Genomic DNA, 26028 nt, shown 5'->3' on the forward strand with positions numbered 1-26028 from the left:
CAAAAAAAGCACCAGCTTTTAACACTGATGCTTTTTCAAGATTAACTAAAAAAAATAATTATTTAACTGTCTGGTTTCTAAAAACCAGTTTGCCATCGAAAGCATCAAGTAAAATGATGCTGTCTGTTGTAATATTTCCTGCCAAAATTTCTTTTGACAATTGATTTAAAACTTCTCTCTGAACCACACGTTTTACTGGTCTTGCACCAAAATGCGGATCATAGCCTTTGTCGGCCAAGTAACCAATAGCTTCTGGAGTTGCATCCATCGTAATGCCTTGCAGAGCCAGCATTTTGGTAACACTCTTCAACTGTAAGTTTACGATTCTCGAGATGTTCTCTACCGTAAGCGGTGTAAACATTACAATCTCATCGATACGGTTGATAAACTCAGGACGAACAGTTTGTTTTAATAATCCTAAAACTTCATTTTTAGCCGCTTCTGTTGCCGCTTCCACTCCGCCTTTAAGATTCTCAAATTTCTCCTGAATAATATTACTACCCATATTTGAGGTCATAATAATAATCGTATTTCTAAAATCGGCCAAACGACCTTTGTTGTCTGTTAAACGACCTTCATCTAGAACCTGCAATAAAATATTGAAAGTATCTGGATGCGCTTTTTCAATCTCATCTAACAATACAACAGAATATGGTTTTCTACGAACAGCTTCTGTCAACTGACCTCCTTCATCATAACCTACATATCCTGGAGGAGCACCAACTAAACGGCTCACACTGTGACGTTCTTGGTATTCGCTCATATCGATACGAGTCATAGCATTTTCATCATCAAATAGATATTCTGCTAAGGCTTTTGCCAGCTCTGTTTTACCAACTCCGGTTGTACCTAAGAATAAGAATGACCCAACAGGTTTTTTCATATCCTGTAAACCTGCACGGCTTCTACGAACAGCATCACTCACCGCTTCTATCGCTTCTTCCTGACCTACTACACGTTTGTGTAATTCATCTTCAAGATGCAATAGTTTTTCTCTTTCTGTCTGAAGCATTTTGGTTACTGGAATTCCTGTCCATTTTGCTACAACTTCTGCGATATCTTCTCTAGTAACTTCTTCTTTAATTAAAGAATTTCCAGATTGGAATTCTAACAATTGTTTTTGTAAAGTTTCCTGACGTTCCTGTGCTTCTTTTATTTTTCCATAACGAATTTCGGCTACTTTTCCGTAATCTCCATCACGTTCTGCACGTTCTGCCTCGTATTTAAAGTCTTCGATTTCGTGTTTTACAGCCTGAATTCCGTCAACGATATCTTTTTCCTGTTTCCATTTTGCATAGATTTCGTTTCGTTCTTCTTTCAGGTTGGCCAATTCCATACCCAAAATTTTCAGTTTGCTTTCTTCTTTTTCACGTTTAATGGCTTCAATTTCGATTTCCAACTGCATAATTTTACGATCCAAAACGTCTAATTCTTCTGGTTTTGAATTGATTTCCATACGCAGTTTAGAAGCCGCCTCATCCATTAAGTCAATCGCTTTATCTGGCAAAAAACGATTTGTGATATATCTTTGCGAAAGCTCAACAGCCGCGATAATCGCTTCGTCTTTAATCTGAACTTTATGGTGCGTTTCGTATTTCTCTTTAATTCCACGAAGAATCGAAATCGCGCTTTCTGTATCTGGTTCGTCAATTAATACTTTTTGAAAACGTCTTTCAAGCGCTTTATCTTTCTCAAAATATTTTTGATATTCATCTAAAGTCGTAGCACCAATTGCTCTTAACTCACCACGAGCCAAAGCTGGTTTCAAGATGTTAGCCGCGTCCATTGCGCCTTCGCCTCCACCCGCTCCTACAAGCGTATGAATTTCATCGATAAACAAAACGATATCTCCATCTGCAGCTGTAACTTCTTTTACAACCGATTTTAAACGTTCTTCAAACTCTCCTTTGTACTTCGCTCCTGCAATCAAAGCTCCCATATCTAGAGAGAAAACGATTTTATCTTTTAAGTTTTCTGGAACGTCTCCGTCCACAATTCTGTGCGCTAAACCTTCTGCAATTGCTGTTTTACCAACTCCAGGTTCCCCAATAAGCATTGGATTATTTTTAGTTCTACGAGTCAGAATCTGCAATACACGACGAATTTCTTCATCACGTCCGATAACTGGATCTAGTTTTCCTGTACGTGCTAATTCGTTTAAGTTTTTAGCGAATTTATTTAGCGAATTATACGTTTCTTCTGCCGAAGCCGAAGTTACTCTTTCACCTTTTCTTAATTCTTCAATAGCCGCTTTCAAACCTTTTCCTGTAACGCCCTGATCTTTTAAAATCTGAGAAACTTTACTTTTTGAGTCAAAAATGGCTAAAATTAAATGCTCGATCGAAACGTATTCGTCGTTCATTTTTTGTGCAATGATTTCAGCTTCATTCAAAGCTTTATTAGCATCTCTGGAAAGCATAACATCTCCTCCAGAAACTTTTGGAAAACTCTGAATTGTACTGTCTAAAATTTGCAAAAACAACGGCACATTTACATTTAATTTTTTTAGAATAAATGGCGCCACGTTTTCATCAACTTCAAAAATTGCTTTGAAAATGTGTTCATTTTCAATTTGCTGCTGGCCATTTCGCTGCGCTAATTGCTGCGACAACTGAATGGCTTCCTGCGATTTAATAGTAAACTTATTTATATTCATATTTTTACGATTTTGATTGATTTTATTTGTTTGACAATTTATAAGATTAAAGTTACGATTTATTGAGGTACTTTTTTAACTCAAATAATTTAACTTTGCATTCAAATATTCAAATTATATTCCATAGTAAAAAAACAGACAAAATGACGTAAAAAATTGAGTTTTTCTTATTTTAACACGTCAAAAAGTCATAAACTAAGTCAAATATGAGTTTTTTCAATTCAATCTTCGGAAGTTCAGAGAACTCAGAAGCAGCAAAAAGCAAAGTAAACTGGACAGAATTAACAGATATGCTTCAATTAATGGAAATCGAAGCTATTTCTAATGAAAAACCAGTTGTCATTTTTAAACACAGCACAAGATGCAGTATCAGCCGAATGGCTTTAAAACAATTTGAAAGAGAATTTGATCTCGAAGAAGCAGTTGATCCATACTTTTTAGATTTGATCGCAAATAGAGATATTTCAAACGAAATTGCAAGTCGATTTGGAGTATATCACGAATCTCCTCAATTGATTTTAATCAAAAACGGAAAAGCAGTTTATGATGTTTCACACAGCGATATTGATGCTGAAACACTAAAAAGCAAGATCTAAGTTATCAGTTATGAATTATGAGTTATGAGTTAATTACTCAACTTAATCACTACAACAAAATTTAAAAATTATAAAGCCTGAAATTATACAAATAATTTCAGGCTTTCATATTTCTACGCCAAGTCCAATTTTAATTCAAATTAGCGCTCAACTCATAATTCATAACTCATAATTTATAATTCACAACTCATAATTAAACTTAAAAACTTCCGTCAGAGCCTCCACCGCTAAAGCCTCCTCCTCCAAACTCCATTGGAGAATCTGTTTTAACTTCTGGTTTCATTCCGAAAGTTGAAGCCACAACTAAAGCTTCTGCATTTAATAAATTATCTGAATGGTTAATTCTATCTGGTTTAAAGGTCATACCGCTTTCTTTTTCTTTTAATTTTTTAATTGAAAAATAAGCAATTGCAAATAAAACTACACCTCCAAGTGTAAGCGCAACCTCAATTGGCAAAACGGAATGATAAAATCGAATGGTATAAATTGAAAATGCAATCGCCAAAAAACTCAGCCAAAGCATTATTCTATCTTTTGCTTTTAAAGCCTGAACCAAATAAAGCACTGGAACGACAAAAGTAAACGCGTAAAAGAAATACGCAAACGGAATATCTGTTCCAGGTTTAACTTCTGTTCCTAAAAGTTCTACAGAAAGCTCTCTTACAACCAAATAATTACAAGAAAGATAAAATAAAACTAAGCAAAAACTATTTGCCAATAATAGTCCATTGTAATAATAACCTTCGCTTAAACGATTCATCATTTTTTTTGTCAAAAAATAAAAAACTCCCGCGAAAATCATTGCTACAAATGGCAAAATAGCTTTTCCGATATCTCCAAATTCAAACATTCCGTAAAATAAAAATGCAGTTGCCGAAATACAGAATACAAGCATTGACAGCACATGCAGATATCTAAGAAACATAAAAAGCGCACCAACCGCTACAAAAAAAGCAATTACCATTTCGTAACCTTCTGTTGTTATACCTATTGCAGCTCCTAAACACAAAAGCGCATTCAATATAAAAGCATCATCTAAACCGTGATTATGATACTCCTGATTGGCAAGCAATTCTACTCCAGCAAACCCAACTGCAGCAAAAATATAACAGCAGATTTTAAAAAATGTATTCTCGGCACTTAGCCCAAACAAAGAAATTGCACCACAAATTGAACCATATAATAGGCAACCCAGCAAAAAGAAACCCACTCTAACTAGAATATTATTCTGGCTTTTTAAAACTGGCAGTTCTTTTTCTATAAATTTCTTCTGCTCTTTACTAATGAAACCTCCTTTATACAAAGCATCCGCTTCATCAGCTAAAACTTCGTTGTCCAATAATTGTTTGTTGTATACTATCATTCTGCTATTTCTTTGTGGAAGTTTTTAATCAGTTTAATGAACATTATAATCGAGCCGACAAAATACGCTGGCAATAGGAATACTAATAATTCCCAAATATCTGAGAAGTCAACATTTTCAAAAACTCTAAACAAAACAATGTTCCCGCCGATGTAAGCATAAACAATCATAAATACATATAACGACATGGCTTTATATTGATAGCTTACCTTATAAAAATAGTATGTTGAACCAGCTAAAATTAGAGCAAAAATTACCCAAATTAAGGTATCATAACCTGTTAGATTACTGATGGCAGCAATACTTACAATATGCAGCGCAAAAGTGAGAAAAACTAAGCTAAAATGGGTTTTGAGCGAAATTCGCTGACTGTAGATTGTCCATAAAACCAATAAAACTCCTAGCATAACTGCAGAATAGCTTAAACTTTGGCTCGCATACAAATTATTACTGTCATTGAATATGTCTTGTGGCGTAACCGAAAGCCCAACATAAGCCGCCAAACCGGTAATCGCAATAGTTAAAACGCTCCTGTTATCAAAGTAATAAGCACAAAAGAAACTTACTACAGTTGGCACTAAAGTTGCTAATCCGTAATGCTCCCCAAAAGGTTTGTATTGAAATTGAAGATATCCGATGAAAATACAGGTCAAAATATTTCCCGCCAAAACCAGATATTCTAAAACAGGATGTTCAAAAGTGGTTTCTGTTTTCTGAAAACCTTTAGAATGCTTGAAACAATAAAAAAAGCAAACCGCAATTACAATTAGAAGCAGAGACAGGATTGCAATATGGCCTATGGTATCAATATTTTTATAAATCAAAATTCCGATTCCTGAAGTAAACAGTAATACTGCTAAATAGAGGAACAGTTTTAATTCTGCGTTTAATGAAAAGATGTTTAGATTCCGATACGTTTTTACTTCTTCAAACTGATTTTCAGTAATTAAGCCTCGCTCAAAAAGATGTAGAGCAGACTGTTCTTTGAATTTTTCCATTGATTTGTTTTAAACTGGCACATCAAATATATGTATTTAGCATGAATTTTCTGCTTTTACTATAAAACCTTTCCTTTTTTTATAACAATGTTTTTGAAGATTACCTTAAAATTAAAAGTGTAAAAACAACATTTACAATTCTATAAATCAAAACTTTAAAACATAAATATTTAATAAATTAATTTGAAATTAATCTGAATCTTTTACATTTGTGCAATCGATTACATTAAACCAAATAAACCACACTTAAATGAAAACAAAACTTATTTTACTAGCATTGCTTCTGCCTTGCTCCTTTCTATTTGCTCAAAATTATTTCATGAGCGCACCTGAAGGATTTGCCGCTTCTGCAACTGGCGGAGGAAGTGCAACTCCAGTAACAGTTACAACTTTGGCCGATTTAACTGCAAAATTAAAATTAACCACTCCGCAAGTTATATTAGTTTCAGGAACTATAAACTGCACATATACCAGTTTGCAGGTAAATGACAAAACCATAATTGGGCTTCCAGGTTCACGATTGGTAAATCTTGATCAAACTGCAGCGGGCTCAGGAATTCTAAGTTTGAAACCTGGTTCTAATAATATTATCATAAGAAACTTAATTTTTGAAGGACCTGGTGCATACGATGTTGACGGACGTGATAATCTAACCTCAGAAGCGACTAATATCTGGGTGGATCATTGCGAATTTCAAGACGGAATGGACGGAAACTTCGACAATAAAGGCGCTGCCGATAACATAACAGTTTCTTGGTGCAAATTCATTTATTTGAAAGCGCCAAAAGCTGGAGGTTCTGGCGGAGCCGACGATCATCGTTTTTCTGATTTAGTAGGTTCTTCTAAAACCGACGCCCCTTCTGATGGTCATTACAGCATTACTTTTAAAAACTGTTATTGGGCTGAAGGCTGCAAAGAAAGAATGCCAAGGGCTAGAAATGCCGAACTTCATATTTTGAATTGCTATTACAATACATCTGTTTCTGGTTCACTAGCGATTGGTTTAGGCGGCGGAAGCAACAATACTACTTGTTATGTAGAAGGGACTGATTTTGCTAAAATCGGAACTGCTTTTAAAAATTACGTAAGTACTGATGGCGGAACAATTGGAGTTGCTTTTACAGATTGTTTGAATGCGCCTGCAAATTCTGGAACTACAGTAGCAAAACCTTCTTATACATATAGCGTTTTGCCAATTGCTAATGTTGCTGGATATATTTCGAACGCTTCATGTGGCGCTGGAGCAACGCTTCAGGTTACTGCTCAAGGCGTTCTTTCTACAAGCTGCAACAATTTGGGACTTAACGACAATACAAATAATCTGGATTTGAAATACTATCCATCGGTTATAAATCGTCTTTTGAACATTGATTTTTCAAGTTCTGATAATGGTATAGCAGAAGTAGATTTATTTTCTTCTAATGGTTCTAAAGTATATTCACATTCGAAAAGTGTTTCTCCTGACGAAAAATTAGAATTAAACGTCGGAAATCTTGCAAAAGGAATTTATGTCTGTAAAGTTCAAATAGACAACCGAAGCAAAACTTTTAAATTAGTAAAAAACTAAATTTCATAAAAAAGGTCATTGATTAATTTCAATGACCTTTAACTTTTTATAGCCTATTTTTAATTAGAAAGCCGCTTTCATTTTATCTTTAATTGCATCAAGGCATAAATTATTGATACTTCCTTCATGCGTGTGCTTTGTAGCTTTTGGAGATTTATACGTGCCTGCTTCCAATTGTTCAGCAACAGCTTTGTAAGCATCTCTAAACGGCATTCCTTCAACTACCATTTCGTTTAAAGTATCTACTGTAAACAAGTAATCGTATTTTTTATCTTCTAAAATATGCTCTTTTACCGTGATGTCTTTTATCGAGAAAATTGCAATATCCAAACAAGCTTTTAAGTTTTGAATAGCTGGAAACAAACCTTCTTTTAAAAGCTGTAAATCTCTATGGTATCCGCTTGGAAGATTATTGGTAATTAATGTGATTTCATAAGGAAGCGCCTGAATCTTATTACATTTTCCTCTGATTAATTCGAAAACGTCTGGATTCTTTTTATGAGGCATGATGCTCGAACCTGTTGTAAGATGCGCCGGAAGACCTATAAAGTCAAAATTCTGGCTCATATACAGACAAACGTCCATTGCAAATTTTGACAATGTCCCTGCAACGCTTGTCATAGCAAAAGCAATCGTTTTCTCAGCTTTTCCACGGCTCATTTGAGCTGCAACAGCATTGTATTTTAAAGTTTCAAAACCTAATTCTTTTGTTGTAAATGTTCTGTTGATTGGGAACGAACTTCCGTAACCTGCAGCAGACCCTAACGGATTCTGATCTACAATTTTTGAAGCTGCGTTCAACATTGTAATATCATCAATCAAGCTTTCAGCATAAGCAGAAAACCACATCCCGAATGACGATGGCATAGCGATTTGTAAATGTGTATAACCTGGCAACAATACATTTTGATGTTTTTCTGCCGATTCCATTAACAAATCAAACAATGTTTTTACCTGTTCTTTAATTGCTTTTAATTCGTCTTTTAAATACAAATGAACATCTACTAAAACTTGATCGTTACGAGAACGCGCGGTGTGGATTTTCTTTCCTGCATCGCCAAGTTTTACGGTTAGAAGATATTCGATTTTAGAATGCACGTCTTCAAAACTGTCTTCGATTTCGAAATTACCTACTACGATATCAGCAATTATTTCATTTAAAGCATCAACTAAAGAAGTTGTTTCTTCTTGAGTTAACAAACCGATTTGTCCTAACATTTTTGCATGTGCAATTGAACCTAAAGCATCGTATTTTGCTAAAACCAAATCCAGCTCACGGTCGTTTCCTACTGTGAATTGTTCGATTTGTTTATCTGTTGGTATTCCTTTTTCCCAAAGTTTCATAGGTACTTTTTTTAGAAACCCGACAGGTTTTTAAAACCTGTTGGGTTTAATTTCGTTTAATTATAATTTAAAGAAATCAGTTAGTATTTTTATATACAAGTCGATTCCTTCCTCAATTTCATTTACAAAAATAAATTCGTCTGCTGAATGCGAACGTAACGTTTCTCCAGGCCCTAATTTCAGAGACTGGCAACTTAAAACCGATTGGTCTGAAAGCGTTGGCGAACCATACGTTGTTCTTCCTAATGCAATTCCTGCCTGAACCAGACCGTGTGCGATTGGAATAGACGAAGCATTTAAGTGCATTGATCTTGGTGTTACTTCGGCGTTTACATTTGCTTTTACAACTTCTAGAATTTCAGCATTTGTATAACGGTCAGTTACGCGAATATCTACTACCAAATCACATTCTGAAGGCACAACGTTATGCTGTTTTCCTGCATTAATCTGCGTTACGGTCATTTTTACGGGACCTAAAACGTCTGAGATTTTGTCGAATTTATAGTTTTTAAACCATTCCATTACCGGAATTGATTTGTATAAAGCATTATCATCGTTTTGATGTGCTGCATGGCTTGCAGTCCCTTTTACTTTTACATCTAAAACTAACAAACCTTTTTCTGCAACTGCTAATTGCATTAAAGTTGGCTCTCCGACAATCGCGCAATCTAGTTCTGGTAAGTGTTTTAAAACGCTGTTTAAACCATTTTTTCCACTGCTTTCTTCTTCTGCTGAAGCCACAATTACAATATTATGCGATAGATTTTGATTTTCGTAAAAATGAACAAATGTCGCTAATAAGGAAACCAAGCATCCTCCTGCGTCATTGCTGCCTAATCCGAATAATTTTCCGTCTTTTTCGATTGCTTTAAACGGATCGTTGGTGTAAGCCTGATTAGGTCGTACAGTATCGTGATGTGAGTTTAGTAAAAGTGTTGGTTTGTTTTCGTCGAAATATTTGTTAAAAGCCCACACATTGTTGTTTTCTCTCTTGAAAGGAATTTCATTCTGATTGAACCAATTTTCGATTAAAAGAGCCGTTTGATCTTCTTCACTTGAAAATGAAGGGGTTTCGATTAGGCTTTTTAATAAACTAATTGCTTCTTGGGTAAGCGTATCTATACTTTTCATAAGTTTGGTTTCTTTGCCACGAAGGCGCGAAGTCACAAAGTTTTTTAATTCAAATCTGTGACATTTTTGATTGGCGCAAATTTCTAAAATTAAATTCTAAAAGCACTGCGCAGTTCCGTTTTTTTGCCACGAATTGCACGAATTTTCACAAATTATCTTTTTGTAACAGATTTAAAATCAAAATAGACTTTTTAATATCTATTTAAAATTATTTTCTCTTTTTTAAGCCGAAAAAAATTAGTGTCAATTTGTATAATTCGTGGCTATATCTTTATAACGTAATCGTTGTATGCGGAACATCTGAATTTTGGAGCATTCTGTGATGTCCAATTTTGATTTTCTGCACGCCTCTCGATAAACTATTGAAACAGTTATCCAATTTCGGAATCATTCCAGAATGGATTACTTTTTCTTCTTTTAGTTTATTGTATAATGGTTCGTTGATTTCTGTTATTACAGATGAATCGTCTTCTGAATCTTGTAAAACACCTTGTTTTTCAAAACAGTATGTTAGTGTAACATCAAAAACTTCTGATAATGCAATTGACAATTCGCTTGCAATGGTATCAGCATTGGTGTTTAATAATTGTCCGTTTTTATCGTGTGTAATCGCACAAAAAACAGGGACAACTCCAGCTTCTAACAAAGTTGCCAGTAATTTGGTGTTGACTTGCTTTACATCGCCTACAAATCCGTAATCGATTGTTGGGTGGTTTCTTTTTGTAGACTGAATTAAATTTCCGTCTGCTCCAGAAAAACCAATGGCATTATTGTCTTTTGCCTGTAACTGCGCTACAATATGTTTGTTGATTTGTCCTGCATAAATCATCACAACAACGTCAAGCATTGGAGCATCTGTAATTCGGCGTCCGTCAATCATTTGAGGAACCAAACCAATACTTTGCGCCATTTTTGTAGCCGATTTTCCACCGCCATGAACTAAAACTTTATAGCCTTCAATTTTAGAAAAATCAGTTAAAAATTGTTCTAATTCTGCCGGATTGTCGATGATGTTTCCACCTATTTTGATTACGGTAACTTTCTTCATGAGGTTCAAAGGTTCAGAGGAACAAAGGGACAAAGTTTAGATTCAGTATCTTAAAACCTCTGAACCTTTGCAACTTTGAACCTTTGTACCTGTAAATTATATTTTTTTAAGAATCTTCTGCAACACTAATTGTGCTGAATACGTTCTGTTATTCGCTTGTTCGATTACGATTGAATTTTCTCCATCTAAAACTTCATCGCTTACAATAACGTTACGACGAACTGGAAGACAGTGCATGAATTTTCCGTTGTTGGTTAAAGCCATTTTTTCGGCAGTAACTGTCCAGTTTGGATCGCTGTTGGTTACTTTTCCGTAATCATTGAAATTACTCCAGTTTTTTACGTAAACGAAATCGGCATTTTCAAACGCTTTGTTTTGATCGTATTCTATTTTGCAATCTAGTGTGATTTCCGAACTCAATTCGTAACCTTCTGGATGAGTAATTACAAAATCCATATCTTTCTGCATCTGCATCATTTCTACAAATGAATTAGCAACTGCCTGCGGTAACGCTTTTGGATGCGGCGCCCAAGAAAGAACCACCTTTGGTTTATCTTTGTGCCTAGGTTTGAATTCTTCCATCGTAATAGCATCTGCCAACGACTGTAATGGATGACGGATAGCGCTTTCCATATTCACGATTGGCACTGTCGCATATTTCAAAAATCCTGAAATTACAGTTTCCTGATAATCTTTTTCTTTGTCTACCAAACCAGCAAAAGCACGGATTGCAATAATATCACAGTATTGAGAAACTACTTCTGCCGCTTCTTTAATATGTTCTGAAGCACCAGAATTCATCACAGCTCCGTCTTCGAATTCTAATGTCCATCCTTCGTTGGTAAAGTTCATTACCATAACGTTCATTCCTAAGTTCATTGCCGCTTTTTGAGTACTCAAACGCGTTCTTAAACTCGGGTTGAAGAATAACATTCCTAGAGTTTTATTTTTCCCTAAACTTTGATTTTTAAGCGGATTTTTTTTGATTTTAATCGCTTGTTTTACCCATTTTGATAATGAGTTGATATCTTTTATTGAAATATAGTTCATTTGTTTTCTTTTGTTTTTTTTTAATCAATCTTCTTGTAATATGTTTTCTTTTTTCCCAGATAAGCTTCTTCAGCTTCAAAAGTAATTGGATACAACTTTCTGCCTTTTATAAACAATAATTTTGTCATCCAGCTTACCATAGGATTTTTATCTTCAGCATCACTTTCTGACACAAAAATCTCAATATTATTTGTATCTAATTTTGGATAAAAAGTATTTTCAACTAAGCCACTCTTATCATCGTCTAAATGAAAAAAATCTTTAATTTTTATTTTCTTAATTTCTATTTTAGGTAAAATTAAAACACCAGATTGATCTGTTTCAATATATTCTCCGTCATTAATCGAAACTTTCCATTGTATTTTCGAATCTTCTCCACTCTCACCAATTTTATAAACCTGCTGATAAACAATCGAAATTCTAGTTGAATTTAAATTTCTGTCATTGGTTTCTAATATTTTTGTAGGTCTGGAAAAATAAACCTTATCAGGAGTTAATTTCAGTGTATCCTTAACCTTTAAATATTTACCTTTTATAATTCCTCTTCCTAATATATCCTGACTATAATGAAATTCAAAAGTGCCCGTTTTATAAAATTGATAAGCAAAACAATTTGGACCTACCTTACATATTTCATGTCTAAATTTCCCATCAATCTGAGCATTCAGCTTCAATGAAAAGATTACTAATATTAAGGTAATTACTTTCATATTTTAATTACAATATCTTAGTAAAAGGAATTTCATCTTTCAATGCTTTTAAAATAAAATTATCATTTAATCCATTTACAATCCAAGTTTCGATATTCGCTGCTTTTGAAATCGCGGCTGCTTCTATTTTAGACTGCATTCCTCCTGTTCCGTGTGATGATTTTGAATCTCCGATTTCTTTTTCAAGCGATTTCAAATCATTTACCAATTTGATCGTTTCCGGATTCTCATCGTGAATTGAATCTTTCGTATAAATTCCGTTTGTATTGGTGGCAATTATCAGAATATCAACATTTAAAAGAACCGCTGTTAAAGCCGCTAATTTGTCATTATCACCAAACCGAATCTCATCTGTTGCAACGGTATCATTTTCATTGATAATCGGAATGTAATTATTTTTAACCAGTACATTAATGGTATTTACAATGTTCTTTTTGGTCTGTTCTTTTTCGAAATCCGAATAAGAAAGTAAACACTGCGAAGTATTTAATCCTAAATCTTTAAAGTTTTCATTGTAAATCCGCATTAAATGAGGTTGCCCGATTGAAGCTAAAGCCTGTTTTACAAAAACATCTTTGTCTTGATTGTCCAATTTTACAAACTGCTTTGCTGCCGCAATTGCTCCTGAACTCACTATGATAAACTCATACTCGTCGTTTAAAGCGGCAATCTGTATTCCGAGGTCTTCAATCTTTCCCCGCGAAATATGATTGGTTTCTTTGGTTAAAGTATTACTTCCTATTTTTAATAAAATCCGTTTTTTCATCTTGTAATTTGCCACAAAGGCGCTAAGGCACAAAGTTTTTTTTAAAATCTAATAAGGCTTCAACTTTTTTAATTCTCTAATTGACACATTATCTAATTATCTCAATTACCTAATCTGTCCTTCTCCGTAAACATACCATTTGTTTGTTACGAGATGTTGAAGACCAATTGGACCACGTTGATGCAATTTATCAGTACTTATGGCTAATTCTCCACCAAGACCAAATTGTCCGCCATCTGTGAAACGGGTTGAAGCATTTTGGTAAACAGCCGCGGCATCGATTGATTCCATAAACTGCTGTGCAACTTCATCATCTCTAGTTATAATTGCTGCAGAATGTCCTCCGCAGTACTTATTGATCTTATCAATAGCATGTTCCTGAGAATCGATGGTTCCGATTACGATTTTATAATCCAGAAATTCTTCGTACCAAATATCTTCGTTTTCGATTGTTTTAGTGTTTTCGAAATACTCTAACGATTTATCTACAATAACCTCCACTTTTGATTCTATTAACTCTTCAATCAGCATCGCTGCGAAACCTTCAAAATTGGGCAGTTTAGAATCTATTAAAACTTTATCTAGAGCATTACAAGCCGAAATTTTAGATGTTTTAGCATTCAAAATCACTTTTAGAGCCAAATCAGTATCTGCTTTTTCATGAACGTAAACAAAATTATTCCCTCGTCCGCTTACAATTACGGGGCAAGTTGCATGTGCTTTTACAAACTCAATTAGTTTTTCTCCACCTCTTGGTACAATTAAATCAACTTTTTGAGTTGGTTTTTCTAAAAAAGCTTGAGTTTCTGTTCTGTTGTAATTCAGATATTCAACCCAATCTTTTGAAACTCCGTTTTCTTCTAAAGCTTTATGCCAAAGACTTACGATTTTTAAATTCGATTTTAAAGACTCTTTTCCTCCTTTTAATAAAATCTTATTTCCAGATTTAAAAGCAATTCCGCCCGCTTCAATTGTAACGTCTGGACGAGATTCGTAAATGATTAAAATCGTTCCAAAAGCAGCGGTTTTATTCACCACTTTTATTCCATTATCATGTGTAAAATGAAAACGCTCCACGCCAACGGGATCTTCCTGAGAAGCTAATTGATTTAATGATAAAATCATCTCATCGACTTTTTTATCATCTACTTTTAAGCGTTCTTCCATCGCTAAATCTGAGCCGTCGTAATCTGATAAATCTTCTTGATTGGTCAAGATTATCTGATTCCGCTCCTGCTCGACCAGCTTTGCCATAGTCCGCAAAACCGCATTACGTGTTTCAATTGATAATGGTTTCATAATTTCAAGTGGGTTGGTTGTTTTTTGGTTGTTTCTTTTTCGGAAACTTTATTTTAAACCTGACGGGTTTTGGAAACCCGTCAGGTTTAATATTGAGAATTAGTTTTTTAATTCTTCTAAACTTTCTTTTAAAGCTTTTACAAACGTATCAATATCAGCTTTTTTTACAGTTAAAGGCGGTAAAATTCTTAATAGATTTTTATTGTTTGCGCTTCCTGTAAAAATGTGCTTTTCGATGATTAGTTTCTTTCTTAAAGCTGCAACATCAAAATCAAACTCTACTCCTAGCATTAATCCTTTTCCTTTTACTTGTTTAATGCCTTCAACATCTTTGATTTTTTCTAAGAAATATTCATAAACTTCGTTTACATTTTTCTGTAAATCAAACTTTTCAATTACATCTAAAACTGCAATTCCTGCGGCACAAGATAAGTGGCTTCCGCCAAAAGTAGTTCCTAATAATCCGAAACTTGCTTCGAATTTTGGAGAGATTAAAATGGCTCCAACCGGAAATCCGTTCCCCATTCCTTTTGCAACTGAAATAATATCAGCGTTAATTCCGTGATGTTGGAACGCGAAGAATTTTCCGCTTCTTCCATATCCTGACTGAACTTCATCTAAAATTAAAACGACATCATGTTTTTTACATGCTTTTTCTAAAGCTTGGAAAAATTCAGTTGTTCCTTGGTCTAAACCGCCAACTCCTTGAATCCCTTCGATAATTACTGCTGTAACATCACCTTTAGCTAATTCAGCTTCAACTAATTCGATTTGATTTAAGGGTAAAAAAGTAACTACTTGTTGCGCATTTATTGGAGCAACAATCTTTTTATTATCTGTAACTGCAACTGCCGCAGAAGTTCTTCCGTGGAAAGAATTATCAAAAGCCACAACTCTTGATTTTCCGTTATGGAAAGAAGCTAATTTTAATGCATTTTCGTTTGCTTCAGCTCCAGAACTGCATAAAAACAATTCGTAATCTTCAAGACCTGAAAGTTTTCCTAATTTCTGAGCCAATTCAACCTGTAAAGGATTTTGAATAGCATTAGAATAAAATCCTAAATTATCTATCTGATTTTTAAGTCTTGCTACATAATCTGGCTGTGTGTGCCCTATAGAAATCACACCATGTCCGCTGTATAAATCTAAATATTCTACTCCTTTGTCGTCAATAATGGTACAATCTACTGCTTTTACTGGAGTTATGTCGTATAATGGGTAAACGTTGAATAAGTTCATTTTTTGTTTTGTTTAATTGTTTAATCGTTGATTTGTTTAATCGATTAACCGAATTAACGATTAAACGGTTAACCAACAATCTAAAATCCGCTTGGTTTCAAATGTAAACCTGTGGTTTCTTCTAATCCGAACATTAAATTCATGTTTTGAATTGCTTGTCCTGAAGCACCTTTGGTTAAGTTATCGATAATTGATGTTATGAGAACCCGGTTTCCTTTTTTCAATAAACTAATGATACATTTATTCGTTTGCACCACTTGTTTCATGTTGATGTTTGTTGTGGTGATGGTTACGAAAGGTTCGTTTTTATAGAACTCTTCGTATTTAGCAACCAATTGCTCCAAACTATCATCACATAATGTATATAATGTTGCAAAAATTCCTCTTGGAAAATCTCCTCTGTTCGGAATAAAAAGCAATTCGCTGTCAAAATCATCCTGCAATTGCACCAAACTTTCTGAAATTTCTCCTAAATGCTGGTGTTCAAAAGCTTTATAATGCGACATATTATTGTTTCTCCAACTGAAATGAGAAGTTTCAGAAAGACTTACTCCTGCTCCTGTGCTTCCTGTTGTAGCGTTAATATGTACATCATTATTCAGCAAATTATGTTTTGCTAAAGGCAATAGAGCCAACTGAATAGCAGTTGCAAAACAACCTGGATTTGCGACATAATTTGTCTTTTTGATTTCCGCTTTATTGATTTCAGGCAATCCGTAAATAAAATCTTTTCCTTCAAAATGAGCATCTTTGTTCAATCTGAAATCATTTCCTAAATCAATGATTTTAGTATGACTCGCAAACTGATTTTCTTTCAAAAATGAAATCGATTTTCCGTGACCTAAACACAAGAAAACAACATTCACATTTGGGTTGATTTCAGCTGTGAAATTCATTTCGATATCACCCATCAAATCGTGGTGCGCTACTGAAAGCGGTTTCCCTGCGTTTGTGGTACTGTAAACAAAATCAATGTTTACTTTTGGGTGATACATTAAAATTCTGATGAGTTCTCCAGCCGTGTAGCCCGAACCACCAATAATTCCGACATTAATCATGATCTAATTTGTTTACAGATGAGAATATGTTTTGTGCATTTCCTAAAATCTTAATAAATCCTTTTGCATCGTCAGATGTCCAAGCATTGTTCATTTCTCCGTATTGACCGAAACCTGTGTTCATCAAATCGTTTTCAGATTCGATTCCGTCAAGTGAGAAATGGTATGGTTTTAATGAAACGGTTACCGTTCCGTTTACTGTTTTTTGAGTGTCTTGCAAGAAAGTTTCAATGTTTCTCATCACTGGATCTAAGAACTGACCTTCGTGAAATAACATTCCGTACCAGTTTCCTAATTGTTCTTTCCAGTATTGCTGCCATTTTCCAAGAGTATGTTTCTCTAATAAATGGTGCGCTTTAATGATAATTAACGGAGCAGCGGCTTCAAAACCAACTCTTCCTTTAATTCCGATAATCGTATCTCCCACGTGAATATCTCTACCAATTGCATAAGCACTAGCCAATTTTTCAAGAGCTACAATATTGTTTGATGGTTTATCTGTTTTTCCGTTTAAACCAACTAATTCTCCCTGTTCAAAATGAAGCGTTACTTTTTCTTCACCATCTTTTTGCAATTGCGAAGGATAAGCTTCACTTGGCAATGGCTGACTTGAAGTTAAAGTTTCTTTTCCACCAACACTTGTTCCCCAAAGTCCTTTATTGATAGAATATTGCGCTTTTTCCCAAGAATAGTGAACTCCGTTTTGAGCCAAATAATCCACTTCTTCTTGTCTTGAAAGTTTTAAATCTCTAATTGGTGTAATAATTTCAATTTCTGGAGCAATCGTTTGGAAAATCAAATCGAAACGAATTTGGTCATTTCCTGCACCAGTACTTCCGTGAGCGATTGCAGTTGCTCCTACTTTTTTTGCATATTTTATAGCTTCTATTGCCTGAAAAACACGTTCTGCACTTACTGATAACGGGTAAGTATTGTTTTTTAATACGTTTCCAAAAATCAGATATTTAATAGCTTTATCGTAATATTTATCTAATATTGTTAAGTTGGCATGTTGTGCACTTCCTAACTCATAAGCTCTTTTTTCAATAGCTGTTAATTCTTCAGCAGAAAATCCTCCTGTATCTACCAGAACAGTATGAACTTCGTATCCTTTTTCATTTTTTAAATATTTCAAACAATACGAGGTATCTAATCCTCCGCTATAAGCTAATACTACTTTTTTCATTTTTTATAATTTAGGCTAATACTTTCGTATGTAGCAGTTTGAGATTTTTTCTAATTAATTGGTTAAACAAAAAATGCAATTATTTTATTTAAAAATAAAGCTTGTTTTATTTTTCTAAGCCTGTTTAGAACTGCCTCGTTAAAAGGATGTCTTGGCGGTGTTTTTTGTTTTTCTTTTGGGTCGTATAGCATTCCTGTACAAAGGCACATTTTGTTTTCTTTGCTCTGTAGAATATGATAATTTGTACACGTTTTACAGCCTGCCCAAAAACTTGGATCGGTTGTCAATTCTGAGAAAGGGACTGGTTTATATCCTAGTTCAGAGTTAATTTTCATAACCGCCAAACCCGTTGTAATGCCAAAGATTTTAGCATCTGGAAATCTTTTTAAAGAATAATCAAAAACTTTCGATTTTATCTTTTTTGCCAAACCATGACTTCTATAATCTGGATGCACAATTAACCCAGAATGCGCAACGAATTTTCCGTGCTGCCAACTTTCTATGTAGCAAAAACCTGCAAATTTTCCGTCTGCCAAAGCAATCATTGCATCACCATTTGCCATTTTTTTCTGAATGTACTCAGGAGTTCTTTTAGCAATCCCCGTGCCTCTTAATAAGGCAGATGATTCTATTGTATCGCAGATTTCCTGCGCATACTTAAAATGTTCTTCTTGAGTTACAACAATAGAGATCTTCATTTCAATTATTGAAGTTAGAGTTAAAAATTAAAGCATATTGATTCGCTTGAAATCCCGAATTGAATCCAATAAAATTAAGCATAAAAGAAGTAACACTCTCAAAATCAAAAACTTGATTAAGAAAATTTACAAAAAAATAAATAGTTTTAGGATGTGTTTGTCCAATGGACAAATTATGTGATTTCAAAATGAAAAATGGATATGAATAAATATACGGCTATAAAACTCAGTGAACACTATATAGCTAGTGTCCGTACTTCGGGAGAAGTAATCGGTGAGTTTGTCCGTGACAAAGAAGTTATATGTAAACTTATTTTATTCATCGGTGCAAAAGTACATTATTTTTTTATTTCCAAAACAAAAAATTAAAATTCTAACATTTTTTTTGCGTTTTGTGAATATACAGAAAAACAAAACCCGATAATCATTTCTAATTATCGGGTTTTTAATGCATTATATTTTAACAACATTATTTTTTTTTAAACGGAATCACTTGCCCATTTCCGGTAAGTATCAAATCGAAACCGTTTTTAGCTTCATTAAATTTAATTTTTAAACCAGCTCTAGCAGATTCAAAAGTATCTTTTTCGTTTTCAACAGGCTTCAATGCAAATTTAGGATAGTTTGGAAGTTCAGCATTTAAAACACTGTTTTTCTCTGTCAATTCAATTGTCAAAGGCGATTTTGACGTAACATAGCTACCAACAAAAGGATCTAAAATAATATCTTTTTCTATTTTTCCTTTTCCTGCTGTCCAAACATTATTAGACGAATTATTATCTGGAAAAGCATGATCTGGATCTAAAGTAATACTTTCAATCTCTTCAGTAGAATTGTGCTTAAAAGACCAAGAATTATTTCTTTGCCAAATTTCTACCGGCAAATTAACTCTCGTTACTTTTCCGTTTTTTGTTTTTACATCTAAAACAATTGGCATTGGCATTTTATCAAAATTTTCAACTGTGATTACAGCACCTTTAGCAGGATCATTTTTTACATATTTTACTGAATTAACACCTTGGTCAAAACGCCAGTTGTTTACGTACCAGCTTCTCCAGAACCAGCTTAAGTCTTCGCCAGCTACATTTTCCATAGATCTAAAGAAATCGTCTGGCTGTGGGTGTTTATAAGCCCAACGCTGAATATAAGTTCTAAAAGCAGTATCAAAACGTTCTTTGCCTAAAATTTGCTCTCTTAAAATTACTAAACCTGCACTTGGTTTAAAGTAGCATAACATTCCAATATTAGCTTCCTTCATGTTGTCAGGAGAACTCATAATTGTTTCTAAATCAGGTCTAGTAAACGGTTCTGCCATGTCATGCAAATTTGTTGGTTCTTCTTTATATTCACCATTGTTAAATGCAGCAGTACTTAGTGAATTGATAAAAGTGTTAAACCCTTCATCCATCCAAGCAAACAATCTTTCGTTTGACCCCACAATCATTGGGAACCAAATATGACCAAATTCGTGATCTGTAACTCCCCAAAGATCTTGTCCTTTAGATTTCCAACCACAGAAAACGATTCCAGGATATTCCATACCGCCTTCATTCCCTGCAACGTTCGTAGCTGCTGGATAAGGATATTCAAACCATTGTTTAGAATAATGTTCGATTGATGCTTTTACATATTCTGTAGAACGTCCGTAAGCACCTTGCCCTGCACTTTCAACAGGATAAGCAGATAATGCCAATGATTTTTTACCGCTTGGAAGATTAATTTTTGCTCCATCTAAAATGAAAGCCGGAGATGATGCCCAAGAAAAATCACGTGCATTTTTAATTTTATAATGCCATGTTTTTTCTGTTCCTGCATTTGCATTTGAAGCTGAATTTACTTCTTGCTCCGAACGAATTGTTACCGTTTTATCACTATTTGCAGCATCTTTGTATTTCTTGAAATGATCTGCAGAAAGCACTTCTTGACCATTTAACAATTCACCAGAAGCTACTACAAAGTGATTTCCAGGAACAGTTAATTTTACATCAAAATCACCGTATTCTAAGTAAAACTCAGACGCACCTAAGTAAGGAGCTGTGTTCCAACCTCTAACATCATCATACACGCACATACGTGGATACCATTGTGCAATTGTGAAGATTTTTCCGTTTTTCGTTTCCAAAACCCCCATTCTATCAGACCCTTCAAAAGGCGCAATGAAAGAGAATTCAATTTTAATTTTTACAGATCCGCCTTTTGCTGCTAATTCCTGCGGAAGGAAAACCTGCATTCTTGTGTCAGTAATTATATATTTAGCAACTGTTTCAGTTTTAGTTTTTCCACCAGAAATAACTTTTACAGATTTAATTTTATTTCCGCCATCAAAAACTTGTCCTTGAGCTCCGTTACGGCTTCCTGTTAAAGGCACAACAGCATTTCCTCTAGAATCCTCTTTAAACAAGTTCTGATCTAAATTCAGCCAAAGAAACCCTAATTTTTCAGGACTATTATTAGTATAAGTAATTTCATCTATACCAACAATTTCATTTGTAGTCGCATTTAGTTTTGCCGTAATCTGATAATCGGCTCTGTTCTGCCAGTATTCCACTCCTGGCTCACCACTTGCAGTACGAGTTGGTGTACCATTTTTTGTGTAGAAATGCGGGCCAAAGGCATCATGATAATTGTAATTGTTAACTGGATTTGCTGCTGGTGCTGACGGAGTTTGCTGCGCCCATACTGAAGAAATCCCAAAAAATAAAGCCGCGGTTAAAATGGCTTTTGCAGATTGCTTTTTCATATTTTTTAGCTGTTTATGTAGCAAATTAATGAAAAAAAAAGCTATTTACAGAGATAATTCAAAACATAAATTCAATTTTAGCAAAATTTTACCAATAAAATAATTTAAGCCTTTTTCTTAAAAAACTAAATATTATAAAATATATTTACATCTATCAAAAGAACATTCATTTTAGACTCAACATTGTGACTACAACTATCTCAAATTCTATATTAAAAGCTTCAATTAAACACGCTGGAGCTGAATTATTTTCTTTAAAAGACAATTTAAACAATGAATATATCTGGCAAGGGAATCCAGATTTTTGGGGTAAGCACTCTCCTGTTCTTTTTCCAATTGTTGGAACTTTAAAAAACAACACTTACAAAATCAATGAAAAAGAATATCATTTGCCTCGTCATGGTTTTGCCAGAGACCTGGAGTTTTCTTTGATTGAAAAAACAGAAAGTAAAGCTGTTTTCTCGCTTAAATCTTCTGAAGAGACATTACAGAAATATCCTTTTGATTTTGAATTACAGCTTATTTACACGCTTAATGAAAGCTCATTGGTACTTGAATATAATGTAATAAATAGTGGGAAAGAAAAAATGCCTTTTTCAATTGGAGCACATCCTGCAATTGCACTTCCAAACCATTTTGAAGATTATGCTTTTGAATTTGAAAAAGAAGAAAATTTAAAATACTACCTTCTTGAAAACGATTTAATTTCGTCGCAAACAAAAGTTTTAGAAAAAAAAAACGATTTAGTTCCCTTAAATTATGAATTGTTCAAAAATGACGCTTTAATTTTTAAAAAATTAGAATCAAAATCCCTAACAATTCTTAACAATTCAAAACCATATGTAAAAGTTAGTTATAATGATTTTCCAAGTTTAGGAATCTGGACAAAAAAAAATGCACCGTTTGTCTGTATTGAACCTTGGCTTGGCTATTCTGATACTGACGAAAATACAGGTGACTTATATGAAAAAGAAGGAATTTTGGTTTTGGATGAAAACAAAAATTTCAGTGCAAAATTTAGTATTACTATATTATAACAAAACAAAATGTTAGATTTCAACTTTACTCCATTTCCCATAATAGAAACCGAACGTTTAATTCTAGATCGAGTTACAAATCAAGACGTGCAAGAAGTTTTTGAATTACGCTCCAATCCTGAAACCATGAAATACATACCAAGACCTTTGGTAAAAGATCATGAAGATGCACTGGAGCACATTAGAATGATTGATGAAAAAATCGAAACTAATATTGGAATAAATTGGGGAATAAGATTTAAAAATAATTCGAAACTACTTGGAATTATTGGTTATTACAGAATGCAACCTGAAAATTACCGCGCAGAAATTGGCTATATACTTTCTCCTGATCAGCATGGAAAAGGAATCGTCCCAGAGGCTGTGAAAAGACTAATTGCTTTTGGTTTTGAAGATTTAAAATTACACTCGATAGAGGCTGTAATTGATCCAGAAAATCATGCCTCTGAAAAAGTATTACAGAAATGCGGTTTTGTTAAAGAAGCGCATTTAAGAGAAGTAGAATTTTGGGAAGGAAAATTTCTTGACAAGGTAATTTATTCATTACTAGAAAAATAAGCTTTTATTCTTGTTAAAATAATCTTATAGGCACTTGCTCTCTAGCATTATACGTTATATTTGCGCTCGAAATCAGCTAAAAAGCTGTTTGAATCCAAAACATTTTTATGAAAAAAATACCCGCCTTAATTATTCTTTTATTTTGTATACAATTGCAAAGTCAGACATTTGTAAAATTTAACGGAGCTACAGCTTTATTATTGGTTCCAAATATTGGAATAGAAACCAGTATTGGAGAAAAAACTACATTTAGTGCTGATGTGATGGCTTCTTTCTGGGAATCCATCAATGGACATAGCCCAATGAAATTTGTTACTGTTACTCCAGAGATTCGTTACCATTTTAAAGAAAAATACAATGGCTTTTATGCAGGAGCGCATATAGGAGCAGATAAATACGAAATACAAAAATGGAATTACTGGGACAGTAATAACTATGAAGATGGTTTTGGGTACAGAATTGGAGCTACAGTTGGTTATAACCTAAAATTAAGTGATAAATTTTTGCTTGACTTTTTTGTAGGCGGCGGATGGCACCAAGGATTTTATCACGGATACTACAACGATGGCACTCCAGGAAGATATGAAAAAACAGTTAATTGGAATAAAAGCGGCGAATGGCTTCCGTATCGCGGAGGTGTTATGATTTCGTATAAATTATAAAAATCAGCCTAACTTAGGGAGTGTTTTAATATAAAGTTCTTCTACTTTCTTGCGCGCCCAATCTGTTTTTCTTAAAAAAGTAAGACTTGATTTCACACTTGGGTTTGAGTTAAAACACTTTATAGGAATTAATTCACCTAAAGTATCAAAACCGTAATAGTCAACTAGCGTTTCGACTATTTTTTGAAGTGTAATTCCGTGTAATGGATCTTTGGATTGATTTTGCATCTTATTCTTTTTAAATAATATCAAAAGACCGTACTTCAAAAAAGTACGGTCTTCTTTTTTCGCAAAATTACTAAATAGAATTTTACATTAATCAAATAAAGAATAAATTAGAATATGAATTTAAAACCTACAGAAACAGGAGAAGTCAAGTTTGGATTACTTCCTGCTAATTCTGTATTATAAAATGGATCAACATTAGCAACATGTGCTAAACCAAAATTGGTAACTGTTGTTTTTTCCCCATCTTTAGCTTTAAGTGTTGTTGAAGTAAAATTGGCTAAATCATAAGAGAACTCTACAGAGAAGTTTTTAGTAATAAAATAATCTAACCCTCCTGATACTGAAAGCCCCACTTGGTTAACTTTTAACTCGCTCTCTTTCTCTTTCCCTGTAATAACAGGTATTGCCGCCTGCCCAAAGAAATATAACGATCCTGCTACATTCCAGTATTTTCTAATTAAAGGCTGAACAACGATTAAATCTGTTTTAGCAGCTGTTCCTGCATCTGTTTGTGCTTTGATATTAATATATCCCACACCCGCTCCAACAGCAACCGACGGAGTAACAAATGTACCGATAACTGGAATTACAGATAAATTTGTATTTTTATTACCCTCATTTTTAGTCTGCTGATAACCAAACTGAGAAGTTGCAAACCAAGCTCCCTTTAATCCTTGAGATGAATCTTGAGCTTTAGCTGTTAAACCGATTAACACCATACTCACTAATGTTACAATCTTTTTCATTTTATTTCGTTTTTTTTAATTACAGGACAAACTTATGAGTAAGGTTTTGGCTTAAGGATGATTTAAATCATGGATTAAAAAAAAATCTTTAATTAATTTTAACTGCTACATTTTTTCAATTTTCGTTACATTTGCAACCATGATAAAATCAGTCAATATACTTAACAAAAGAGCCCGATTCGATTACGAAATAATCGATACTTATACTGCTGGAATTGTTTTGGCGGGAACAGAGATTAAATCTATCCGTTTAGGAAAAGCAAATATTACCGAAAGCTTCTGTGAATTTAGTGGCATGGAACTTTTTGCCATTAATACTTATATTGAAGAGTATTCTTTTGGAAACCAATTCAATCATAAATCGAGAAGCGAAAGGAAATTACTTTTAAATAAAAAAGAGTTAAAAACGCTTCATAAAAATGTTCAGGCGAAAGGCTTAACTATTGTTCCTTTAAAATTGTTTACAAACGAAAAAGGTTTAGCCAAACTACAAATCGGATTGTGCAAAGGAAAAAAGAATTATGACAAACGTGAATCTCTAAAAGAACAAGATACCAAACGTGATTTGGACCGTATTAAAAAAGCTTACAATTAAAAACAAATTTAATTTACTCTGAATGATACATTTATAATATTTTATTTGTTATTTTTATTACAAAATAATTTAACTGTAAAATATGAAAAAGTACTTAGTTTTGTTTTTCGCTATAGCAGCGTTTTCAAGTTGCGGCAGTAATACATCAATTGTAAACAGCTGGAGAGATCCAGATGTAACGATTACACAAGAACAGTTTAAAAAAGTTTTGGTGGTAGCTTTAGTCAAAGATGAAGCTTCGAGACGAATTACCGAAAACAGAATTGCGGCGGGCAATCCGATATTCAAAACTTCGTATCAGTATTTAAACGCAACCACGCAATTAACGCAAGAACAAAAACTAAAGGTTTTGCAAGATGAAAATTTTGATGGTGTAATTAGTATGCGTTTGGTCAGCAAAGAAAAAGAAGTTAATTATGTTCCTGGCACTTACACAGGAATGTATTACGGAGGCTTTGACGGAATGTATACAGGCATGTACGGATATGGTTTTGGAAACTGGTACGGAATGTATTCTCCAAATTTTTACGACCCAGGGTATTACCAAGAAACTACTTCGTATATGGTGGAAACCAATGTTTTTTCATTAAAACAAAACAAATTAATCTGGACAGGAACAACAGAATCACAATATGTAACCGATTTAGGGCAGACAGTTGATGCAATCATGCAAGCTGTAGTTAAGGAAATGAGAAAAGACGGCTCTTTGCCTCCTAAATAGCAAAATAGAAAGGCGATATTTAAAATATCGCT

The 26028-nt window shown here is 33.9% G+C and carries 25 protein-coding genes; 8 read left to right on the top strand and 17 right to left on the bottom strand.

Annotated features, from left to right (window positions below; all coding sequences use genetic code 11):
• Positions 1-58: 58 nt before the first annotated feature.
• Positions 59-2656 (bottom strand): ATP-dependent chaperone ClpB, encoded by a 2598-nt coding sequence (gene clpB / locus RB618_RS07810; RefSeq protein ID WP_308068240.1) that lies wholly within the window; start codon positions 2654-2656, stop codon positions 59-61.
• A gap of 206 nt (positions 2657-2862) precedes the next feature.
• On the opposite strand from clpB, the gene ytxJ reads away from it, so the two are divergent.
• Entirely contained in the window at positions 2863-3252 is a 390-nt protein-coding gene (ytxJ, locus tag RB618_RS07815; RefSeq protein ID WP_308068241.1) for a bacillithiol system redox-active protein YtxJ, read from the top strand.
• 199 nt (positions 3253-3451) lie between these two features.
• On the opposite strand, the gene RB618_RS07820 is transcribed toward ytxJ, so the two are convergent.
• Both RB618_RS07820 and RB618_RS07825 read right to left on the bottom strand, forming a co-directional pair.
• Positions 3452-4615, bottom strand: coding sequence for a hypothetical protein (locus tag RB618_RS07820; RefSeq protein ID WP_308068242.1), 1164 nt, complete (start codon positions 4613-4615; stop codon positions 3452-3454).
• A complete protein-coding gene (locus RB618_RS07825; RefSeq protein ID WP_308068243.1) occupies positions 4612-5613 on the bottom strand; it encodes a DUF2157 domain-containing protein in 1002 nt (333 codons plus the stop codon). Before RB618_RS07825 ends, RB618_RS07820 begins: the two co-directional genes overlap by 4 nt.
• Before the next feature lie 250 nt (positions 5614-5863).
• On the opposite strand from RB618_RS07825, the gene RB618_RS07830 reads away from it, so the two are divergent.
• Positions 5864-7180, top strand: a complete 1317-nt coding sequence (locus tag RB618_RS07830; protein ID WP_308068244.1) for a T9SS type A sorting domain-containing protein — start codon at positions 5864-5866, stop codon at positions 7178-7180.
• A gap of 63 nt (positions 7181-7243) precedes the next feature.
• Here the strand turns inward: RB618_RS07830 and argH are convergent, their stop codons facing one another.
• The 11 genes from argH to RB618_RS07885 form a co-directional block, all read right to left on the bottom strand.
• On the bottom strand, positions 7244-8524 hold the full coding sequence (gene argH / locus RB618_RS07835; RefSeq protein ID WP_308068245.1) for an argininosuccinate lyase: 1281 nt from the start codon (positions 8522-8524) through the stop codon (positions 7244-7246).
• Positions 8525-8584: 60 nt separating this feature from the next.
• Entirely contained in the window at positions 8585-9655 is a 1071-nt protein-coding gene (locus RB618_RS07840) for a M20 family metallo-hydrolase (RefSeq protein WP_308068246.1), read from the bottom strand.
• Between the two features lie 271 nt (positions 9656-9926).
• Entirely contained in the window at positions 9927-10703 is a 777-nt protein-coding gene (argB, locus tag RB618_RS07845; protein ID WP_308068247.1) for an acetylglutamate kinase, read from the bottom strand.
• Between the two features lie 96 nt (positions 10704-10799).
• Positions 10800-11753 carry an N-acetylornithine carbamoyltransferase gene (locus tag RB618_RS07850; RefSeq protein ID WP_308068248.1) on the bottom strand — a complete coding sequence of 318 codons (954 nt, stop codon included), beginning with the start codon at positions 11751-11753 and terminating at the stop codon, positions 10800-10802.
• Between the two features lie 20 nt (positions 11754-11773).
• On the bottom strand, positions 11774-12463 hold the full coding sequence (locus tag RB618_RS07855) for a hypothetical protein (RefSeq protein WP_308068249.1): 690 nt from the start codon (positions 12461-12463) through the stop codon (positions 11774-11776).
• A 7-nt stretch (positions 12464-12470) separates the two neighbouring features.
• Positions 12471-13229: a glutamate 5-kinase gene (gene proB, locus RB618_RS07860; RefSeq protein WP_308068250.1), complete on the bottom strand. Its 759-nt coding sequence runs from the start codon at positions 13227-13229 to the stop codon at positions 12471-12473.
• A gap of 105 nt (positions 13230-13334) precedes the next feature.
• A complete protein-coding gene (locus RB618_RS07865; RefSeq protein WP_111376864.1) occupies positions 13335-14528 on the bottom strand; it encodes a glutamate-5-semialdehyde dehydrogenase in 1194 nt (397 codons plus the stop codon).
• A gap of 99 nt (positions 14529-14627) precedes the next feature.
• Positions 14628-15767 (bottom strand): aminotransferase class III-fold pyridoxal phosphate-dependent enzyme, encoded by a 1140-nt coding sequence (locus tag RB618_RS07870; protein ID WP_308068251.1) that lies wholly within the window; start codon positions 15765-15767, stop codon positions 14628-14630.
• An 80-nt stretch (positions 15768-15847) separates the two neighbouring features.
• Complete coding sequence (gene argC, locus RB618_RS07875; protein ID WP_308068252.1) at positions 15848-16825, bottom strand: N-acetyl-gamma-glutamyl-phosphate reductase; 978 nt, start codon at positions 16823-16825, stop codon at positions 15848-15850.
• Positions 16818-18011, bottom strand: coding sequence for an argininosuccinate synthase (locus RB618_RS07880; protein ID WP_091496939.1), 1194 nt, complete (start codon positions 18009-18011; stop codon positions 16818-16820). The genes argC and RB618_RS07880 overlap by 8 nt, the downstream gene beginning before the upstream one ends.
• Positions 18012-18073: 62 nt before the next feature.
• On the bottom strand, positions 18074-18709 hold the full coding sequence (locus RB618_RS07885) for a GNAT family N-acetyltransferase (protein WP_308068253.1): 636 nt from the start codon (positions 18707-18709) through the stop codon (positions 18074-18076).
• 201 nt (positions 18710-18910) lie between these two features.
• Here RB618_RS07885 and RB618_RS07890 point away from each other — a divergent pair, with 201 nt between their 5' ends.
• Positions 18911-19078: a hypothetical protein gene (locus RB618_RS07890; protein WP_308068254.1), complete on the top strand. Its 168-nt coding sequence runs from the start codon at positions 18911-18913 to the stop codon at positions 19076-19078.
• Between the two features lie 100 nt (positions 19079-19178).
• On the opposite strand, the gene RB618_RS07895 is transcribed toward RB618_RS07890, so the two are convergent.
• A complete protein-coding gene (locus tag RB618_RS07895; RefSeq protein WP_308068255.1) occupies positions 19179-21449 on the bottom strand; it encodes a M1 family metallopeptidase in 2271 nt (756 codons plus the stop codon).
• A gap of 185 nt (positions 21450-21634) precedes the next feature.
• On the opposite strand from RB618_RS07895, the gene RB618_RS07900 reads away from it, so the two are divergent.
• From RB618_RS07900 to RB618_RS07910, 3 genes are all read left to right on the top strand, one after another.
• Positions 21635-22486: an aldose 1-epimerase family protein gene (locus tag RB618_RS07900; RefSeq protein WP_308068256.1), complete on the top strand. Its 852-nt coding sequence runs from the start codon at positions 21635-21637 to the stop codon at positions 22484-22486.
• Positions 22487-22495: 9 nt separating this feature from the next.
• Entirely contained in the window at positions 22496-23044 is a 549-nt protein-coding gene (locus RB618_RS07905) for a GNAT family N-acetyltransferase (protein ID WP_308068257.1), read from the top strand.
• A gap of 107 nt (positions 23045-23151) precedes the next feature.
• Positions 23152-23706 (top strand): DUF3575 domain-containing protein, encoded by a 555-nt coding sequence (locus RB618_RS07910; RefSeq protein WP_308068258.1) that lies wholly within the window; start codon positions 23152-23154, stop codon positions 23704-23706.
• Positions 23707-23709: 3 nt separating this feature from the next.
• Here RB618_RS07910 and RB618_RS07915 read toward each other — a convergent pair whose 3' ends face one another.
• Entirely contained in the window at positions 23710-23934 is a 225-nt protein-coding gene (locus RB618_RS07915) for a VF530 family DNA-binding protein (RefSeq protein ID WP_223705570.1), read from the bottom strand.
• A gap of 107 nt (positions 23935-24041) precedes the next feature.
• Complete coding sequence (locus tag RB618_RS07920; protein WP_308068259.1) at positions 24042-24680, bottom strand: hypothetical protein; 639 nt, start codon at positions 24678-24680, stop codon at positions 24042-24044.
• A 139-nt stretch (positions 24681-24819) separates the two neighbouring features.
• Between RB618_RS07920 and smpB the strand changes: the two genes are divergently transcribed.
• Together smpB and RB618_RS07930 are read left to right on the top strand one after the other, a co-directional pair.
• On the top strand, positions 24820-25275 hold the full coding sequence (gene smpB / locus RB618_RS07925) for an SsrA-binding protein SmpB (RefSeq protein ID WP_177209986.1): 456 nt from the start codon (positions 24820-24822) through the stop codon (positions 25273-25275).
• A gap of 82 nt (positions 25276-25357) precedes the next feature.
• On the top strand, positions 25358-25996 hold the full coding sequence (locus RB618_RS07930; protein WP_308068260.1) for a hypothetical protein: 639 nt from the start codon (positions 25358-25360) through the stop codon (positions 25994-25996).
• Positions 25997-26028: the final 32 nt, after the last annotated feature.

Origin of the sequence: Flavobacterium sp. LHD-85 (assembly GCF_030929595.1) — a bacterium.
In the GTDB taxonomy this organism is placed as follows: Bacteria; Bacteroidota; Bacteroidia; order Flavobacteriales; family Flavobacteriaceae; genus Flavobacterium.

Coding starts and splice junctions, on each gene's coding strand:
- proB (WP_308068250.1), bottom strand. CDS start 13,229: ATGAAAAAACGGATTTTATTAAAAATAGGAAGTAATACTTTAACCAAA.
- RB618_RS07855 (WP_308068249.1), bottom strand. CDS start 12,463: ATGAAAGTAATTACCTTAATATTAGTAATCTTTTCATTGAAGCTGAAT.
- RB618_RS07930 (WP_308068260.1), top strand. CDS start 25,358: ATGAAAAAGTACTTAGTTTTGTTTTTCGCTATAGCAGCGTTTTCAAGT.
- RB618_RS07850 (WP_308068248.1), bottom strand. CDS start 11,753: ATGAACTATATTTCAATAAAAGATATCAACTCATTATCAAAATGGGTA.
- RB618_RS07885 (WP_308068253.1), bottom strand. CDS start 18,709: ATGAAGATCTCTATTGTTGTAACTCAAGAAGAACATTTTAAGTATGCG.
- RB618_RS07840 (WP_308068246.1), bottom strand. CDS start 9,655: ATGAAAAGTATAGATACGCTTACCCAAGAAGCAATTAGTTTATTAAAA.
- RB618_RS07820 (WP_308068242.1), bottom strand. CDS start 4,615: ATGATAGTATACAACAAACAATTATTGGACAACGAAGTTTTAGCTGAT.
- RB618_RS07895 (WP_308068255.1), bottom strand. CDS start 21,449: ATGAAAAAGCAATCTGCAAAAGCCATTTTAACCGCGGCTTTATTTTTT.
- argC (WP_308068252.1), bottom strand. CDS start 16,825: ATGATTAATGTCGGAATTATTGGTGGTTCGGGCTACACGGCTGGAGAA.
- RB618_RS07880 (WP_091496939.1), bottom strand. CDS start 18,011: ATGAAAAAAGTAGTATTAGCTTATAGCGGAGGATTAGATACCTCGTAT.
- argH (WP_308068245.1), bottom strand. CDS start 8,524: ATGAAACTTTGGGAAAAAGGAATACCAACAGATAAACAAATCGAACAA.
- RB618_RS07870 (WP_308068251.1), bottom strand. CDS start 15,767: ATGAACTTATTCAACGTTTACCCATTATACGACATAACTCCAGTAAAA.
- RB618_RS07920 (WP_308068259.1), bottom strand. CDS start 24,680: ATGAAAAAGATTGTAACATTAGTGAGTATGGTGTTAATCGGTTTAACA.
- ytxJ (WP_308068241.1), top strand. CDS start 2,863: ATGAGTTTTTTCAATTCAATCTTCGGAAGTTCAGAGAACTCAGAAGCA.
- RB618_RS07865 (WP_111376864.1), bottom strand. CDS start 14,528: ATGAAACCATTATCAATTGAAACACGTAATGCGGTTTTGCGGACTATG.
- RB618_RS07910 (WP_308068258.1), top strand. CDS start 23,152: ATGAAAAAAATACCCGCCTTAATTATTCTTTTATTTTGTATACAATTG.
- RB618_RS07915 (WP_223705570.1), bottom strand. CDS start 23,934: ATGCAAAATCAATCCAAAGATCCATTACACGGAATTACACTTCAAAAA.
- RB618_RS07825 (WP_308068243.1), bottom strand. CDS start 5,613: ATGGAAAAATTCAAAGAACAGTCTGCTCTACATCTTTTTGAGCGAGGC.
- clpB (WP_308068240.1), bottom strand. CDS start 2,656: ATGAATATAAATAAGTTTACTATTAAATCGCAGGAAGCCATTCAGTTG.
- RB618_RS07830 (WP_308068244.1), top strand. CDS start 5,864: ATGAAAACAAAACTTATTTTACTAGCATTGCTTCTGCCTTGCTCCTTT.
- RB618_RS07905 (WP_308068257.1), top strand. CDS start 22,496: ATGTTAGATTTCAACTTTACTCCATTTCCCATAATAGAAACCGAACGT.
- argB (WP_308068247.1), bottom strand. CDS start 10,703: ATGAAGAAAGTTACCGTAATCAAAATAGGTGGAAACATCATCGACAAT.
- smpB (WP_177209986.1), top strand. CDS start 24,820: ATGATAAAATCAGTCAATATACTTAACAAAAGAGCCCGATTCGATTAC.
- RB618_RS07890 (WP_308068254.1), top strand. CDS start 18,911: ATGAATAAATATACGGCTATAAAACTCAGTGAACACTATATAGCTAGT.